This is a genomic window from Lancefieldella sp., assembly GCF_057237245.1.
On the sequence record NZ_DBHHJM010000002.1, the window covers coordinates 1 to 17319 of the forward strand.

The 17319-nt window shown below is 47.6% G+C and carries 12 protein-coding genes; 9 read left to right on the forward strand and 3 right to left on the reverse strand.

Features of this window, described 5'->3' with window-relative positions:
* Positions 1-84 precede the first annotated feature (84 nt).
* Positions 85-927 carry a YaaA family protein gene (locus ACO5GU_RS01960; protein WP_484929847.1) on the reverse strand — a complete coding sequence of 281 codons (843 nt, stop codon included), beginning with the start codon at positions 925-927 and terminating at the stop codon, positions 85-87.
* A gap of 107 nt (positions 928-1034) precedes the next feature.
* On the opposite strand from ACO5GU_RS01960, the gene ACO5GU_RS01965 reads away from it, so the two are divergent.
* From ACO5GU_RS01965 to ACO5GU_RS01990, 6 genes are read left to right on the forward strand one after another with little or no spacing between them, the layout of a single operon-like run.
* Entirely contained in the window at positions 1035-4169 is a 3135-nt protein-coding gene (locus tag ACO5GU_RS01965; RefSeq protein WP_484929849.1) for a PD-(D/E)XK nuclease family protein, read from the forward strand.
* 6 nt (positions 4170-4175) lie between these two features.
* On the forward strand, positions 4176-7694 hold the full coding sequence (locus tag ACO5GU_RS01970; protein ID WP_484929851.1) for a UvrD-helicase domain-containing protein: 3519 nt from the start codon (positions 4176-4178) through the stop codon (positions 7692-7694).
* 12 nt (positions 7695-7706) lie between these two features.
* Positions 7707-10019, forward strand: coding sequence for a replication restart helicase PriA (gene priA / locus ACO5GU_RS01975; RefSeq protein ID WP_484929853.1), 2313 nt, complete (start codon positions 7707-7709; stop codon positions 10017-10019).
* A gap of 8 nt (positions 10020-10027) precedes the next feature.
* Positions 10028-10570 (forward strand): peptide deformylase, encoded by a 543-nt coding sequence (gene def / locus ACO5GU_RS01980; RefSeq protein WP_484803177.1) that lies wholly within the window; start codon positions 10028-10030, stop codon positions 10568-10570.
* An 8-nt stretch (positions 10571-10578) separates the two neighbouring features.
* Positions 10579-11502 (forward strand): methionyl-tRNA formyltransferase, encoded by a 924-nt coding sequence (fmt, locus tag ACO5GU_RS01985; protein WP_484929855.1) that lies wholly within the window; start codon positions 10579-10581, stop codon positions 11500-11502.
* A complete protein-coding gene (locus ACO5GU_RS01990) occupies positions 11502-12893 on the forward strand; it encodes an RsmB/NOP family class I SAM-dependent RNA methyltransferase (protein WP_484929857.1) in 1392 nt (463 codons plus the stop codon). The genes fmt and ACO5GU_RS01990 overlap by 1 nt, the downstream gene beginning before the upstream one ends.
* Positions 12894-12969: 76 nt before the next feature.
* On the opposite strand, the gene ACO5GU_RS01995 is transcribed toward ACO5GU_RS01990, so the two are convergent.
* Positions 12970-13155 carry an FmdB family zinc ribbon protein gene (locus ACO5GU_RS01995; RefSeq protein WP_035427745.1) on the reverse strand — a complete coding sequence of 62 codons (186 nt, stop codon included), beginning with the start codon at positions 13153-13155 and terminating at the stop codon, positions 12970-12972.
* 99 nt (positions 13156-13254) lie between these two features.
* On the opposite strand from ACO5GU_RS01995, the gene ACO5GU_RS02000 reads away from it, so the two are divergent.
* A complete protein-coding gene (locus ACO5GU_RS02000) occupies positions 13255-14619 on the forward strand; it encodes a thiamine diphosphokinase (RefSeq protein WP_484929859.1) in 1365 nt (454 codons plus the stop codon).
* A gap of 165 nt (positions 14620-14784) precedes the next feature.
* Here the strand turns inward: ACO5GU_RS02000 and rpmB are convergent, their stop codons facing one another.
* A complete protein-coding gene (rpmB, locus tag ACO5GU_RS02005; RefSeq protein WP_012808949.1) occupies positions 14785-14973 on the reverse strand; it encodes a 50S ribosomal protein L28 in 189 nt (62 codons plus the stop codon).
* A gap of 294 nt (positions 14974-15267) precedes the next feature.
* Here rpmB and ACO5GU_RS02010 point away from each other — a divergent pair, with 294 nt between their 5' ends.
* Positions 15268-15615, forward strand: a complete 348-nt coding sequence (locus tag ACO5GU_RS02010) for an Asp23/Gls24 family envelope stress response protein (protein WP_035427743.1) — start codon at positions 15268-15270, stop codon at positions 15613-15615.
* Between the two features lie 37 nt (positions 15616-15652).
* Entirely contained in the window at positions 15653-17317 is a 1665-nt protein-coding gene (locus ACO5GU_RS02015) for a DAK2 domain-containing protein (protein WP_484803181.1), read from the forward strand.
* Positions 17318-17319: the final 2 nt, after the last annotated feature.

The following is a 17319-nucleotide window of genomic DNA, read 5'->3' on the forward strand; positions in this document are numbered from 1 at the left end:
GTGTGTTTTGAACTGCCTCCTATTTCTCGTGTCCAAGAAATGGGAGGCAGTTCAATTATGCAGGTCCATATTGAAGGTTTTGGCTTAGTTTTGACCAGTGACTAACGTAAGCGTTGCTTCTCCAGAAGCATTTGCCGCGCTCACGTCAACATCAATTACGCCTGGTAGATTGCTTGCAATTTCTACAATTTGAGACACGCTGACCTCTTCGGAAAGTTTCCCGCTTGCTCGCTGCTCAAAGAGGGCGCCTGCTAGAACGCCACGCATATGTTTTGCATTATGCGATACAACGCTACGCTTTCCCGTACCAGGATCTTCTCGCTGTACAACAACTTGCAGCAGCTCACAAGGGTGCTTTGCGGAAGGCGTCCACATCTTTCTGTATTCTCCTGAGCGGCAATCCACAACTATCTGATCTTTTAGAGCGACGTTCAGCAGGTAATTGAGCTGCTTTTTCCAGTAAGTTGCAACGGTACCTATGTTAGGAAGCTTGATTGATGCAGAAAGTCTATAGTTGGGGAGAAGATCGTGTGGCCTCACAACGCCCCAGAGACCAGAGAAAATCATGATTTCTGAGTTGAGGATATCTGCTGGTAATGTGACTGTTTTCTGTGTGTTTTCTAACGTGACGTTTTCAAGTGTCTGGTTGAATTTTGCAGCTTCAAACAGCACGCCGGTATAGAGGTTGAGTGCGGTTGTGGTTGGAGCTTCATAGACGTCCAGGTTGTCGGCTATGTCTCCGACGGTGTTCGGACCAATTTTAAGCACCTGAGCTGCGTCTGCATGAGAACAAACCTGCTGTAGGTCTTTGATAAGTTCTTCTCGACAGCTGCTTAGCTTAGAGCCAAACAAAAGCGATGAGAGGGCAAGAGAAGGTCCAGAGGTGGGAGCGGTTTTTCCTGATGATGGTGGAAGCAAAATAATCATGAAAATCCTTTTGATGCGGGATTTTTTAGTTGTTGTTTAGTTTGATTCTAATTTATGTCCGGTGTGCGTGGTAACTTAAGAAGTAAGAAAAATCGGAGAGGTGACGTATGGGCTTGCTTCTGTACAAACAACAAACAGGTGCTTTCTTATCAAACTCTGTTAAAGAGCAGCTAGAGGCTTCGCTTGAGAGGTGGGGCTCTGCTCAGCTTATTGTGCCTTCTTCCGATACTGTGCTGTTGGTTAAGAGGCAGCTTGGAGCCATCCAAGAGCTCTCTGTTGGCGTGAATGTTTCAACTTTTGATGAGTGGATGCGCGATCAATGGAAGCTGTATGGAAGCTCAGATCGTCTGCTTTCAAATACACTTCGCAAGGTATTTTTCCAGCAGATTCTGGATGGAATGTCTGCTGATGAGCTAGGCACTTTAACTACGAGCAAGGGTACTGTGGAGCTTCTTTCTAAGCTTGCTACAGAGTATCTGACAGAGCTTGATCAGATTGTGGTCTCTGGTCAACTTTCTGCTGGTCAGATGAGTGCTTGTAAGGTGTTAGAGCATTACAAGATGCTGCTTGAAGAAAAGTCTTACGTTGAGGTGTGTCAGTGTCTGGATTATCTGCTGCAGTCTACCCCAACGCATGGACCTGCACTTGTTTTCTCGCGAGTTGAAGATCTTTCGGAGGCGCGTCTTAAGTTTGTGCGCAAGCTGTCGCAGAAGCGTGAGGTGTCGTTTTCTCTCTACGTGCCCGAAGGACCTGCAGGTTATGCGGCAGAGCAGCAGCTGGAGTTGGTCGGCGGCCCGGGATGCGATTGTCGTGTGAATGCGGAGCCGGCGCCAGCCTCAAAAAGTCAGGAGCTCAACGATCTTCTCGCCATGGTGTTTAGGGCTACGGAGGGCAATGAGGTTACGCCAAGCGGTGCAGTAACGTTTTTGTCGCCGCTGGGCCAGCTTGCCGAGGCTGAGTCTATTAGCAGGTATATCTCTCAGTGCGTAGAGTCTGGTAGCAAGAGCTTTGTGGTATACACCTCAAATCCGCAAAAGGTTTGGGACGCGCTTTCGCAGAAGCTTGCGGCTAAGGGGATTGCTGCTCACTACAAGCGTTCGGTGCGCATTCAGGACTCGCTTGCAGGACGTGCGTTTGCCAGCTTGATTGATGCGTACGTCACGCTCAATGAACGTGCAGAGCTCGAGAAAAACATTGACTATCAGGCATCTGACCATCAGATGGGGGATATGTCGTGGTGGCCTCCACGTACTCTTACGGACTATTTGATTTCTCCTATTTCAGGCATAGGTGTTGAGCGCGCATGGATGCTGGATAAGAGTTGGCGTGGCAACAGAACGCTATATGCCACCAGAGTGCTTGAGACGCTTTCTAAGGCAGCTATGAGCTCGCGCCTGTGTGCAGAGACCATCAAGAGTCTTGAGCTGGGCAGAATTGGTTCTGCAGCTCAGCGCATAATCGAATACCTTTCTGCAGAAGTATCCGATGAGCAGTCAGAGGCGGCTCAGTCTGAGGAGGCGCTTCTTCAAAACCAAGAGTCGCTTAAGGTAATGAGCAAGATTGTTTCTTCTGCACAGGAGCTCCATGAGGCAGGATTAAAACTCACTCCTCAGACACTTAAATCATTTATTGACCTTTGCAAAGATCAGTCGGTCATGATGCCTGTTTCTAATGGTATTGAGTCTGATATTCAGGTGTTGATTGCTCCTGTAATCCAAGCTCATTCTTTTGAGCCACATATGTTTGATACCGTCATTTTCCAGGGTATGGATACGCTGAATTTTGGTGTTAAAGCATCCGACGGTGCACTGCAGGAGTTTATTCGCCATGCGAGTAAAACGCCTAAAGTGTCAGAGTTTGCACGGTATCAAAGAGATTTCTATGCGGCACTTATAACCGCTTCTACCAGCGTTGCATTTGAAAAAGTAGAGCAAAAAGATGTCTTTAATGCGGTGGCTCTCAGTGAAGTCAAAGCTTGCTATCCCAAAGACTATGCAAAGAAGACAGGGATTGCACGCGGAGAAGAAGAGGTACTGGTAAACCTGTTGCCTCAAGCTACTGATCCAGAACGTGTTGCAGAACTCCCAACAATTGAGTCTGGCGAGATTGACTCTAAGCTCAAAAACATTGTGGTACTCCCGCGTCATTTGACTAGGGAGACTCTTGAGCAGGAATTACAGGGTCTTATAGAGGTCTCGCGAGAAGGGCTACCACTTCTTTCCGCTTCTCAGATTGAGACGTATCTTGAGTGTCCCTACAAATGGTTCACACAACGCCGTATCAAGATTTCTCAGGTAGACACTGAGTTTGCTCCAATGCAGATGGGAACCTTTATCCATCGTGTACTAGAGCTAACACACGCAACACTTTTAGCAGAAGCACTTGGTTGTGATGTTTCTGAAGTTGATTTAGCGGTTGAACCCGTACTTTTGCAAGACATTGCTGGCTCTAGGATTACATCTGATACCTTAGACCACGCAAAGCAGGTACTAGATACCTGTTTTGCCCAGGTGTGGGATGAACAGTTCAACAACATTAATCGAGCATCTTCAAATGAGCTTATCCCGCACAGTATTCAAGAAAGAAAACAGGTTGAGAACATTCGAAAAGAGCTCAAGAATCTTCTCGAGTTTGAAGCTTCGCATTTTATTGGCTATCAACCTAGATTCTTTGAGCTTCGTTTTGGTAGAGAAGAAAACGTTGTTGAGTATGCAGGTGCTCAGTTCACAGGTTCGATTGACCGTGTAGATGTAAATGCTCATGGTCAGGCACTTATTATTGACTATAAGCACAAGAACACAAATGATCTGAAGGCTTATTCAGCAAAGTTAAGTCTGGACAGTGAACTCTCAAAAGAGATTCTGCCAAGGCATGTACAGTCTGCAATATATGCTCAGATTATGAGAAAACAGCTCACTAAGTATGAGCTTGAGCCAGTTGCTGCAATTTATTTGGGCACCAAAGAGCAAAAAGATAAGCCTTCATTTGCTCTTGCGGGCATGGCAACAGAAGCGGCAACGGAACATATTTGGAACATACATCCGGAAGATAAAAAGGTTAGGGACCAGGCAGTTATGGTTGTGTCTCAAAACTCAGCAGAGTTTGCAGACTACTTGGACGCTTGGGAGAATTTGATTGCGCAGAAGGTTCAAGCCATGCTTTCTGGAGATGTCCGAGCTAATCCTTGTGATAAGGATGCATGTAAGTATTGTCCAGTAAAACTGTGTGACAAGAGGAGGTAAGCTACTATGGCTGATACACGTTATACGCCCGGTCAAGAGAAGACCATCAAGACGCTTGATAAGCCTCTTTTTGTTGCAGCAGGTGCTGGCTCAGGAAAAACTTTTACGCTTACACAGAGAATTGTGTGGGCTTTAAAAGAAGGCTCGGGAGCTGACGGAAAGCCGCATCTGAACAGCCTTGACCAGGCATTGATTATTACGTTTACCAATGCTGCAGCTACAGAAATTAAGGAGCGCGTTAGGGAAGCTCTAGAAAAAGAAGGTCTTCATAGCGCTGCGTTGCAGGTCGATGATGCATGGATTAGTACTATCCACGGTATGTGTAGCAGAATCTTAAAGATTCATGCACTTGATTTAGGTCTTGATCCTGAGTTTGAAATCATTGACGACATGACCAGAAATCAGCTGGTCAATATATCTATTGAAGAAGTACTCAGAGAGCTTTCGCAAGATGAAAGCTATGCAGAGTTTCTCTCAACCTATGCAGGGAACAGAGATGCACTGAAGTCTCGTATTGAAACGCTGATTTCGTACGCTCAGTCATCTCCTGTAGGAATGGATGCTATTTCGTTTGTAGGGGATAGCTCTGACCTGGAAGTTCTAAAAGCGGAGCTTGAGAGTCTCTGCGGTGCACTCGAAGCGCTAAGGGCTGCAATTGCTGCCACAAAACCAGATGAAGCAGAACAGCTACAAAATGTTCAATCTGAGCTTTCAAGTAAATTGCAGCAACACTTGGTTCTCTCGCTCACTGATTTTGACCAGGCGTTTTGGGATACGTTGCAAAAAGCACTCAAGATCGGTCGTTCCTCAAAAGAAATAAAAATTGTAAAAGATGAAGCTACGTACCAGCTTAAAGTTTGCAGCTCTTTATTTGGCCTTATTCAGGACACGTTTGAGGGTCAGTGTCTGAAAGATGTTACTGAGCAGGTCTACAAGCTCTTTAAACAGAAGAAACGTGCTGTTGGCGGCCTTGATAACGATGATCTTTTGCATCTAACGGCAAAGGTGTTCGAAGAGCATCCAGAGATTGCAGCTGTTTACACGGATAAATTCAAGCTTGTAATGGTTGACGAGTTCCAAGATACGGACCAGCAACAGGTGCAGATGATTAAGAGTCTCTCAGGTAAAGATGCTCAATATCTCACCACAGTTGGTGATGCGCAGCAGTCAATCTATCGATTCCGCGGTGCTGATGTTGATGTGTTCTTTAGACGTCAAGCAGAGGTTTCAGAAGATTTGCAACCCCGTCTTGTAGATAATTTCCGCAGTCACAACGAAATTTTGCGATTTGTTGCAAAGGTTTGCAGCGCTGACGGCATGATACCTAACTTTATGGATCTGTCCGCTGGGCGAGAAGAACCTGCAACTCCGTTCCTTGCTCATTCGCCACGCGTGTATTTTGAAGTCACAAAATTTGAAAAGTCAGGCAGATCTATGCCAGGCGATGACGTCACAAGAAGCCAGCTTGTTGCGTATCAACTTGCGGACAGAATCAACACGCTTATGCAGGATGAGAAGATCCAAGCAAAAGATGTTGCAATTTTGATGAAATCAGTTAAAAAGGCACAGCCCTATATTGAGGCACTTCGTACCTTTGGAATTGAAAGCGTGGTTTCTGGAGCTTCAACGTTTGGTGAGCAGCCTGAGGTTCAGCTGATTGGTAGTCTTTTACAGGCACTCGCAAATATGTACGATTCATACGAGGGACTGTTTCCTGTACTCTCGAGTGAGATTTTTAGTCTTGATGCATCTGACCTGCTTCTCTTGGGCACTAATTTTGGAGAAAATGGTCAGAGGATTACCAATAGAGATATTGCAGAGTCAGTGGTAAATGACGTATGTAATCCACCTTTTGAGATAAGTCCAAAGCTTAAAAATGCTTTAGAGGTGTTGGGTAATGCTCGTAGCTCACTTTCAAACAAGAGAGTTTCAGACGTAATTAAAAAGGTAGTTCTTGATGCCGGATGGATTTCTCGCCTTCAAAAGATGGGAAATGAGGGACAGTCAAAGATTGCAAATATCTTTGCGGCTCTCGAGCAGATTGATAGTTTGCAAACAGACCTGAGCGTTGGCGTTGCTTCTGTTGCAAGAGCATTTAGTCAGTGGTGTAGCACTGCCAAGGAATCTCCAAAAGTGCTTCATTGCAGCACTCAAAATGCAGTTACCTTTATGACTATTCATGCTTCTAAGGGATTGGAATTTCCTGTTGTTGCTGTTGTAGGAGCTGTATCTGGCCCTAAGGCAGGCGCTGGTGGTGAACCATTTCTGCATGTTAGAAAAGACGATTCATACCAGATTGCATTCTCAAGCAGTTCTAAAAAACTTAATGAATTGTATGACGGCTGTCATGAGGTTCCTACAAGCCTTGATGAGTGTAAGAACCTTCTTGAGTGGAGAATGTTCCTAGAAACACAAGAGAATGAGTTTGAAGAGCAGGAACAGAATCGCCGTCTGTATGTTGCTTTGACGCGAGCTCGCGAAGCAGTAATTCTGACTTCAACCATCGACCTTACTAAAGAAGGAATTAGTCCTCGTTATACACGCAAGATTACAGATGCCTTGTTTGAAGAGCCGCCACTCTCTGCTGGTGAGCATCAGTTTGAATATGGCGGAGATCTTGCTGGTTGTATGCGTGTGGTTCAAGGCTCTGGCAAGAAGGATGAGCCGATTCAGGTTGAAGGTTTAGAGTTGGTTGAACCTTTTGGCGGTAAGCCTGAACCTTCTGATAGCAACCCAAGTGAAGAGAAAAACCCTCAAGCTGAAGAAACGTTTGACCTCTATGAGAAGGTTGAGCTGAGCGTCGTACCAGAAGCTACATATGACCAGCGAAAAGGCTTCTTTAGTTATTCTTCCGCTCACCAACAAATGGCAGAGAACTTCAAGGGCGAGAATAACAAGGCGCTTGAGGAAGAGCTTCAGGTAGTAAGTCAGGAGCATGAGGCGGATAACCTTCAGCCATCGGCTGAGACTTCCGTTGTGTTGCCTGACGTTTTAGCTGATGATGGAGTTGATCCAACCAGTTTGGGCTCAGCTTTCCACGAGCTTGCTCAGATTATGGTTGAGACTCAGTCTAAGGTTGATGACAGCACGATTGATAGATTGTGTTTGAAGAATAGCGTTCCTCAGCGTGCGGTATCACGAGTCAAACAAGCACTTGAGTTGTGGAGCAACTCTGAGATAAGACAGGAAGCCCTTGCTCATGATGTGGTTATTGCGGAGTCTCCTTTTACCCTGCAGGTTGATTCTGAATATGGGAACTATGTAGAAGGAGCCATCGATCTTCTCGCCTATAATAAGGGAAGCAAAGATGCGCTGGTAGTTGACTATAAAACGGGCGATAAGGGCCTCAGTGCCGCTCAGATTTACGAGCATCATCAAATGCAGGCAAACTTCTATGCCTACGTTTTGATGCAACGTGGATTTACTAGGGTTGAGTGTGCGTTTATCTGTGTTGAGGTCGAAGAAGCTGGCCAGCCACACGTTGCCCGTTACACATTTGATGCAAACCATCAACCACGGCTTTAAGGAGGCAAGAACGTGCCTTTTGCACATGTTGTTTTAGACATACCAACTCGTGCTCTCTCTGGCACGTTTGACTACGCTGTTCCAGAAGCCTTGGAAGAGACTGCGGTTGTGGGAACAACGGTCTTGGTGCCGTTTTCTCACAGGCAAGTCGTTGGCTACGTTGTGGGTGTCTCAGACCGTGTGTCTTCAGGTTTGGATGTATCGCGCGTTCTTCCGATAACACAAGTTCTAGCAGATTCAGCGTTTGATGAGCAATCTGCGCAGGTGGCAGAATGGATGAGTAAAGAGTATGCCTGCAGCTATGCAGACGCCTTACATCCGTTTTTAGCACCTGGTCAAAAGGTTAAAGTTACCAGAAAAGATGCAGATTCTCCCTGGCAGCTTGTTTGCGAGAAGTCCGGTCCTGTTGATGAGCGCTGGGTTGAGCTGACAGAAAAGGCGGCTGACTTTACGCCTTCGGCAAATGCAAGCAAGCAACGTTCGGTGCTTGAGGCCCTGGCACAAGGTGCTATGAGGTTATCCGAACTCTCAGCTACCATTCCAGGAGCTCGAAGCGCGGTTACTGCACTGCAGAAAAAAGGTATTGTCGAGGTCCGCACTCAGCGACAAATTCGTGGAAGTCAGGAGGGTCTGGGAACCACGCTTTCAAGTGGCGTAGCACCTCGTCCTCAACAGCTTACCGAGGGCCAAGTGTCTGCTCTTGCTGCAATCGAGGCTGCACAAGCTGTTGCTCAGGGCGATGTTGTGCTTATTGATGGCGTAACGGGCTCAGGTAAAACTGAGGTATATCTCTCTGCTATTGAGAATACTTTAGCGGCGGGCAAGGGTGCTGTAGTACTTGTCCCAGAAATTTCTCTTACGGCACAAACAGTCGGCCGGTTCCGCTCGCGTTTTGGCGAGCAGGTGGCCGTTCTCCACTCAAAGCTTTCCCTCGGTGAGCGTTTTGACCAGTGGGATTTGATTAGGCAAGGTAGGGCTCGCGTGGTAGTAGGTGCTCGATCTGCCCTGTTTGCGCCCATCCAAAACCCTGGACTGTACATTATTGACGAGGAACACGAGGCTTCATACAAGCAAGATTCGCTCCCACGCTATCACGCAAGAGAAGTTGCTGCTCAGATGGCTCGTCTGCGCGGAGCCGCGCTGGTGCTTGGCTCTGCAACACCATCGCTCGAGAGCCTCTACCGAACAGCTCAAGGAAGCTGGCGTGGCGCTAACTGGACGCGCGTCGCCATGACCGAGCGTCCTGGTGTGGCGGTGCTCCCGCAGGTCCAGGTAGTTGATATGGCTTCCCAGTTCAAAAACGGAGGCAGATCGGTCTTCTCGGCAGCTCTTGCTCTTGCACTGCAAGAAACAACAGAGCGTGGCGAGAAAAGCGTTCTACTCCTTAATCGCCGCGGTTTTGCAAACTTTTTGATGTGTCGCGAGTGTGGCTGTGTGCCCGAGTGTCCGCATTGCTCGACGTCTCTCACGTACCATGAGCGCACGCATTCTCTGGTCTGTCACAGTTGCGGTAGGCAATGGTCCCAGCACGCGTATCCTAACCCTTCCAGTAAATGCCCAAACTGCGGAAGTCGTTACATGGGGGCATATGGCGTGGGAACGCAGCGTGTAGAAGATGAGCTCAAGCTGCTGCTTGGCGCCGATGCACCAATTATTCGTATGGACGCTGATACCACAGCTAAAAAGGGCGAGCACCAGCGACTCCTTGAGCTTTTTGATGCAACTCCCGGAGCGGTGCTCATCGGCACGCAGATGATTGCAAAAGGACTGGATTTTCCAGACGTAACCTTGGTTGGTGTTATTAACGCCGATACCATGCTTAAGCTGCCAGATTTTAGAGCAGCTGAGAGAACCTTTGACTTGCTGGAGCAGGTTGCTGGTCGTGCGGGCAGGGGAGAAAAACCAGGTAAAGTCATCATCCAGTCATACTGGTCAACACATCCTGCTATTGCTTCTGTTGTGACCCATGACAGGCGTCCGTTTCTTGATGCTGAGCTTAAAGAAAGAAAGGAAGGAGCTTATCCGCCCTTCTCGCGCTTGTCTAACGTGCTTTTCTGGGGTGCTTCAGAAAAAGAAGTTCGCCGCGTAGCAGATCAGATGGCGGAGGCGCTGCACGCAAAGCTAGATGCTCAATCCGGATGGGAGATTTTGGGCCCCGCTGATTGTGTAAAAGCAAAGGTAAAAGATAAGTATCGCAGACACATTTTAGTAAAATCTCCCGTAGATGCTCAGGTAGGAGAAATTCTTTCTGAGTGTGCTGCTTCACTTGATAAAAGAGTGGGTATCAACATGACATTAGATGTTGATGCTTACGACATGATGTAAGGAAAGTTATGAGTTCTGAAGTTGATGATATGGTGCTTTGGCCAGACCCTCGTCTGAGCCAAAAGTGCGAAGAAATTGACGATATTAATGACGACGTCCGTAAGATGGCCGAGCATATGCTCAAGGTTATGTATGCCACCGACGGCGTTGGTCTTGCGGGCCCTCAGGTTGGCTACATGAAGCGTATGGTAGTCATCGATGTTGATTACCCTAACGGCCAAGAGAACCCTTTTGTGCTCATTAATCCAGAGATTAAAGTCGCAGATGGTGAGCCTCGTGTATATGAAGAGGGCTGCCTTTCGTTCCCAGGCATTACCGTTCCTGTTACGCGCCCAAGCCACGTTGTCGTTCACGCATATAACCTCGATGGTGATCTTATGCGTTATGAAGCAGAGGGAGATCTTCTCGCCGTTTGTTTGCAGCATGAGATTGACCACATTAACGGCGTAACCATGCCTGACCACCTGGGACCAGGTGCTCGTATGGAGACGCTGCAGGAGTACAAAGAGGCTCTGGCTTCTGGTGCCCGTCCTGGTCAAACAGACTATTAGGAGTTGACATGCGCGTAGTCTTTATGGGAACTCCAGACTTTGCTGTTCCGTCGCTCAAAAAACTTGCCCAAGATCACCAGGTAGCTTTGGTTATTACAAGGCCAGATGCCGTTCGTGGTCGTGGCAAGACGCTTGAGCCGTCTCCTGTAAAAGAACGCGCACAAGAACTTGGTTTGCCTGTTCTTGAGGCAAATCGCATGACTCCAGAAGTAATTTCTGCTATGCGTGAAGCACAACCAGAAGCGCTCTGTGTAGTTGCTTTTGGCTGCATTTTGCCAGATGAGGTAATCTCTCTTGCGCCTTACGGTGCTTTGAACGTTCACGCATCACTGCTGCCTCGCTGGCGAGGAGCTGCTCCAATTCAGCGCGCCATCCTCGCGGGTGATGCGGTTGCTGGCGTTTCTATCATGAAAATTGCTCAAGAACTTGACGCAGGAGATTGGTGCAAGCAAGCATCGTGTGAGGTTGGCTCCAAAAATACCGAGCAGCTCACTGACGCACTAGCACAGCTAGGTGCTGATGCTCTGTCACAGGCTCTTTCTGAGCTCAAGGAAGGTTCTCTTGAGTGGCAGGTACAAGATGAGCGAGAAGTAACGTTTGCTCCTAAAGTTACCAAGCAAGAAATGAAGCTTGCTCCAGAAGATTCCGCTCAGGTAAACGCCCTGAGGGTTCAGGCTTCCTCTGATACCGCTCCGGCTCGTGTATCTGTTGGAGGCAGGTCTCTTCGCACTTTGTCCGCTCAACTGGCACCAAGTGAAGTTTCTGTTGCTCAAGGTCAGGTTGCAGTTCAAGATCACAGGTTGTTCCTCGGCTGTGCTGAAGGAGCCCTTGAGCTTCTTGAGGTGCGCCCAGATGGTAAGCGTTCTATGGATGCTAAATCATTTGCGGCAGGACTTCAGAAGTCTCAGATGACCTGGCAGAAGCTGCAATAATGGCTACGCTTACTCCCGCTCGAAGAGTGGCTTATCAGGCATTTTTAGAGTGCAGACGCAACAATTTACGCATTCGCGATTACCTACGAGAGTCAAAAGACTTCTCGGAGCTTTCTATTCAAGATAAAGCTTTTGCTACTCGTCTTGCACTGGGAGCAACGCTTACCAAAGGCAAGCTTGATGAGGCTCTAAAGAATCATCTTAAGTCGGGTATTCACCTAGAACCAAAGGTACAGGACGCTCTTCGTATAGCTGTATTTGAGGTTTTATATTTAGAGACAAGACGCGATGCTGCCATCAGCCAAGGTGTTGAGCTGGTAAAGTCTATCTCAAAGCGATCTTCTGGCCTTGCAAATGCGGTGCTCAGAAAAATTTCTGAAGATGAAGCTCAGCTGACGCGTGCAAAGAACCCAAAAACACCTTCAGAGCTTTCTTGGGCGTCAGGTATTCCTGAGTGGATTTGCTTGGAGATTATTGAATCGCTTGGAGAATCTGCTGCTCAAAAGCTTATTCTTAATTTAAAGAACCCAGCTCCTGTGTATGTTTTACAGAGAAACGTATCAGAACAACAATTGCAGAATAGTTCTTTAGAGCTACAGCAAACAGTTCTTCCAGATGTATATGAGGTAAAAAATCCCGCGCAACTTAACGTTGATGCGTATGTGAAGAAAGTCCAGCTAGTCCCTGCAGATTTAGCTTCTCAACTTGTGGCACTTCTCGCGACATCGTATGTAGACCAAGATATGCTTGAGGTTGGACAGGGTAGAGGAACCAAATCCTTGTTGCTCTCTCACGCATTTGAGGTGCTTGATAAAGAGAATACCCACATTACTGCTGTTGAGCTTGTAAAGGGAAAGTCTCACGTTTCAAAAAGAAGGTTGAAGATCGCCGGACTTTCAGATCAGGTCACTTCACTCACGTTTGACGCCACACAGTTTGTATCACCAGAGGTTCCAGAGGAGCTTAATCAGAGCTTTGACGTGGTGTTTATTGATGCTCCATGCTCTGGTTTGGGTACGCTTCGTCGTCACCCAGAGATTGCATGGAACCTGTCACCAGAAAGCCTGTATGACGGAGGAGAGCTTACCGTCTTACAGACCAAACTTTTGCAAAGCTGCAGTAGTCGTGTAGAGGTGGGCGGCTTTTTAGTCTATGCAACGTGCTCACTCTCAAATTCAGAGAATCAGCAGGTTGTAGATGATTTTCTTGCAAGCTCAGAGGGCTCTCATTTTGAGGTGCAAAGCCTTTTTGAGTGTCCCGCGCGTGCACGTTTAACACCAGAAGCGCAAGAGTTTCTCGATACGTGCATTACGCCAGAGGGATTTTTGCAGACGGCTTTTGCTTCCGCCGATTGTGATGCCCACTTTATGGCGGTGCTCAAACGCAAATAAAAAGCTCTTGTTGTGTTGTCCAACAAGAGCTTCATACGTGACGTTTAAAGAGCGACTTCAGGCTCAAAGCGCAGGATTACTTGCCTTTGCTATCGGTGTTGTAAAAGCCGCTACCCTTAAAGACGATGGTTGAGGTGTTGTACACGCGCTCGGTCTCATGTCCACATTTTGGGCACTGAGGAGCTTCAATCTTCAGGCTCATAGGGCGTTCAATTTCAAAGGTATTGTCGCAGTGTGTGCAGTGATAGCTATAACGTGCCATGCTTCCTCCATGAAAACAATTTATAAACGTGAGATACTTTACCCTACTTAGAGTAGATATTTCACGATTGCAACTAATAAGTTTGTTTACGGAGGCATTATGCAGGTAACCGGTGCAATTTTTGATTGCGATGGAACCCTTGTTGATTCAATGCGCGTTTGGCACAACGTTTTTGGCGCTGTTCTTCCTAAATACGGCAAGACCGTTGACTCAGAATTTTTTGAGCGCGTTGAGGCTGTTTCGCTTATGGATGGCTGCAAAATTTGTGTTGATTATCTAGATTTGCCTGTCACTGCAGAAACTTTGTACGAAGAATTCTGTGCGTATGTAACAGAGCAATATCAGCATCACGTCTCTATTATTTCTGGTGCAAAGGAGTTCTTGCAGGAGCTTTACGATGCGGGTATTCCTATGGCTGTTGCATCGTCAACTCCCGTGCGAGAAGTGCGCGCGGCTCTCGCGGCTCAAGGTATTGAGCACCTCTTTAAAACGGTAGTTTCTACAGAAGATGTGGGGGGAGTGGACAAGGTTGAGCCTGATGTATACCTTGAGGCCCTTCGCCGCCTTGGCACTGATAAAGCAACTACCTGGGTTTTTGAGGACGCTCCATTTGGCGCTCAGACGGCTCAAAATGCAGGCTTTCCTGTGGTGGCGCTCTACAACGACCACGATGGCCGAGACCCCGTCTTTATGCGCGAGCACTCAAACATCTTTGCCCACACCTACGGCGAGCTGTCGCTTCTGCGTCTTCGTGACTACGAGCGCCCTCTAGCTGCTACTCCTTCTAGCGAGAAACCCCTTGAGGTCCTTATTGTGGGCGGATCCCCAGAGGCTGTCTCGAACACGACGCTCTCTACCTGCGCCCAAAGCGCTGACTACCTGATAGCAGTTGACCACGGCGCCGATGCGTGCCTTGCCGCCGGTGTGGTTCCACAGCTTGCGCTTGGAGACTTTGACTCAGCTTCTGCCAAAACGCTGTCCTGGCTCAAAGAGCAGCAGGTACCTTGCATGAAGTTTAATGCCGACAAGTACGATACTGACCTTGCTCTTGCCCTGAAGTCCGCCGAATATGAGACAATTCGTAGAGACAGTAAGCTCTCGCTTACGGTTGTCTCAACGTCCGGAGGCCACTTGGATCACCAGCTTGTAGTACTCGGTCTTCTCGCCACGTGGGCAAAGACGGGCAAGGCGGCGGTTCGAGTTGTCGAGAATGACTTTGAAATGCGCTTTTTAGCTGCGGGCCAAGTTGATTCGTGGCAGCTGAGTGCAACTGATGCGGGTAAAAAGATTTCTCTTGTAGCTCTGTCAGAGGAGTGCGAGGTTTCTGAGGCTGGCATGAGGTGGAATCTTAATCACGAGAAATTCACACTGCTTGGAGACGATGGTATTTCAAATATTGTTGAAGCCGACGATGCTTGTGTGACGTGTAATAAGGGTTGCCTTTTGGTGCAGCTTTGGAACTAAGGTACTGAGGGGACTGTGTTGGGACTGCGTTTGAGTTACAAAGCCCCAACATGTGACGATAAGCTCCAGTGGGCTATGTTTGGGATTACCGACAGATAATCGAGCTAAGAAAAAAGGTCGCCGTAGCGACCTTTTTAAATTTGAGGTAAGACGAGCTTGAGTTGCTTAGTTGCGAGCAATCTTGCCGGACTTGAGGCAACGGGAGCAAACATTCATCTTCTTGCGCTGGCCATCGACAACGACAGTAACACGCTGGATGTTTGGCTTAAAGGTGCGGGCCACAGTACGGTGAGAGTGGGAGATGGAGCGACCGGCAACGGCGTGCTTACCGCAGAAATCACAGACCTTCGACATGAGTAAGACCTCCATAGGATAGGCGCCCTCTGCGCCTAAAATTTCCAAATAGCCGAATTAATATAGCACAATATATTGTGTTGTCAAAGCATGAATATAACATTCACAATTAGATAGCTTTTAGACAGCTTTTGAATGTTTTTCATTTATTACACCAAGATTAAATAACAAGAAAAAGATTTGTCAATTGCAAGGTTATCAACTTGTATGTATAAGCCGCTTTAATAATAAATGTGTCCTGCGGTATACTAAATAACAATGACTAACCCTGGTTCTTGCGAGAGGAGTTATGTAATGACTACCGCTGTTCCTGGAACACTAAGAGTTTCTAATGATTGCCTTGCTGACCTGGCGGGCTATGCAGCTATGGAATGTTATGGCGTTGTTGGCATGGCAGAGATTGATGAGGCAGCAGGTGTTGCTCGTCTTCTTCCAACCTACCGACTTCGTAAGGGTATTGATGTGACCCCAACTCCTAAGGGAGTTCAGGTTGACCTTCACATTGTTGTTGAGCAGGGCGTTAACATGGCGTCTGTTGTCGACAATCTTGAGAGCTCAGTAAAGTTTTTGCTTAAGCAAATTGCAGAGCTTTCATGTGTTGATGTAACTGTACATATCGAGGCCATGCGTAATTCTCGCTAAGCTTTTTGCTTCAAATGAGTAGGAACTGAGGTCTAACGTGATTTCAAATGTCATTCGTACATGCTTCCCTGTAGCAGCCCTTGCCGTTGCAGACAAAGCAGAAGAGATCAACAAGCTCAATGTTTTTCCTGTACCAGATGGAGACACCGGCACTAACATGTCCCTTACCCTGGGCACCGTTGTTCGTGAGGTTCAAGATCTTCCTCAAGATGCAAGCATGCAGGATATTGCAAAGGCAATTACTCACGGTTCTCTGATGGGCGCTCGTGGTAATTCTGGTGTTATTACGTCTCAGATTCTTCGTGGTATTGCCGAGGGTCTGTGCGACGTTAAGAACCCTGAGGCAGTAACTCCAAAGGATATTGCGCATGCATTCCGTCGCGGTAAAGAGGTTGCTTTTAAGGCTGTTAGAAAGCCTGTCGAGGGCACTATTCTTACCGTTTTGAAGGACGTTTCCGCTAAAGCAGACTCCCTTGAGAAGTCTCAGCTCACCCCAGTTGAGGTTTTGGATGCTCTGGTTGTTGAGGCATATGAGTCTGTTGCTCGTACTCCTGAGCTTCTTCCTGTCCTTAAAGAGAACGGCGTTGTTGACTCTGGTGCATTTGGTTTTGCAACCTTCCTTGAGGGCTTTGTAAACGCTGTTACCGGCAAGACTGAAACAACTGACTTCCAGACTACCGTTTCTGTTTCTGACGCTAAGGCTGCTACCAGTGCAAAGGTTGAGATTGAACTCAACGATGACTGGGAGGGTTCTGAGTACCGTTACTGCAACGAGTTCCTCTTCAAGGCAGATAGCCCAGACTTTGACGAGGAAGCAGCTCTGAACTTCCTGGCAACTATGGGTGATTGCGAGCTTCTTGTTGGCGCAAACCCAGACTATAAGATTCACGTTCACTCAAATACTCCTAACAAGGTTCTTGAGTACATGCTTCAGTACGGTCAGATTTTTGAGGTCTTCATTCACAACATGGACCTTGAGGCTAAGGAGCGTACCGAGAAGATCGCTGAAGATAAGAAGGCTGCAGCTGCACCTAGAAAAGAGCTTGGCTTTGTTGCAGTAACTGCTGGTTCTGGCGCTGAATCAATCTTGAAGTCTCTTGGTGTTGACGTTGTTGTTTCTGGTGGTCAGACCATGAACCCTTCAACTGCAGACATTCTTGCTGCAATTGAAGAGGCCAATGCAGACCAGGTTATTGTCATGCCAAATAACTCCAACATTCGTATGGCAGCAGAGGCTGCTGCAAGCGCATGTGAGGATGTTAAGGTTGCTGTTATTCCAACTAAGTCTGTTCTTCAGGCATTTGCTGCAATGTTTGTTGTTGCAGATGGCGTTCCATTTGAAGAGCTGGTAGAAGAGATGACTGACGCTATCTCTGGCGTTCGTTATGGTGAGGTAACTACCGCAGTCCGCGATTCTTCCGCTGCTGACGGCACTCCTATCCACGATGGCGATGTCATGGGCATCCAGGGCGGCTCCATTGATGTTGTCGGCTCTGATGTCATGAAGGTCACGCTTGACCTTATTGCTAAGATGCAAGAGGAGGAAGAGGGCGACAACCTCACCATTCTTGCAGGTGAGGACTTCTCTGACGAGCAGCTCGATCTTCTCGCCAGCAGAGTTGAGGACGCCTATCCAGACCTTGAGGTTGACGCTCAGCGCGGCGAGCAGCCACTCTATCCAGTCATCTTCTCTATTGAGTAGGA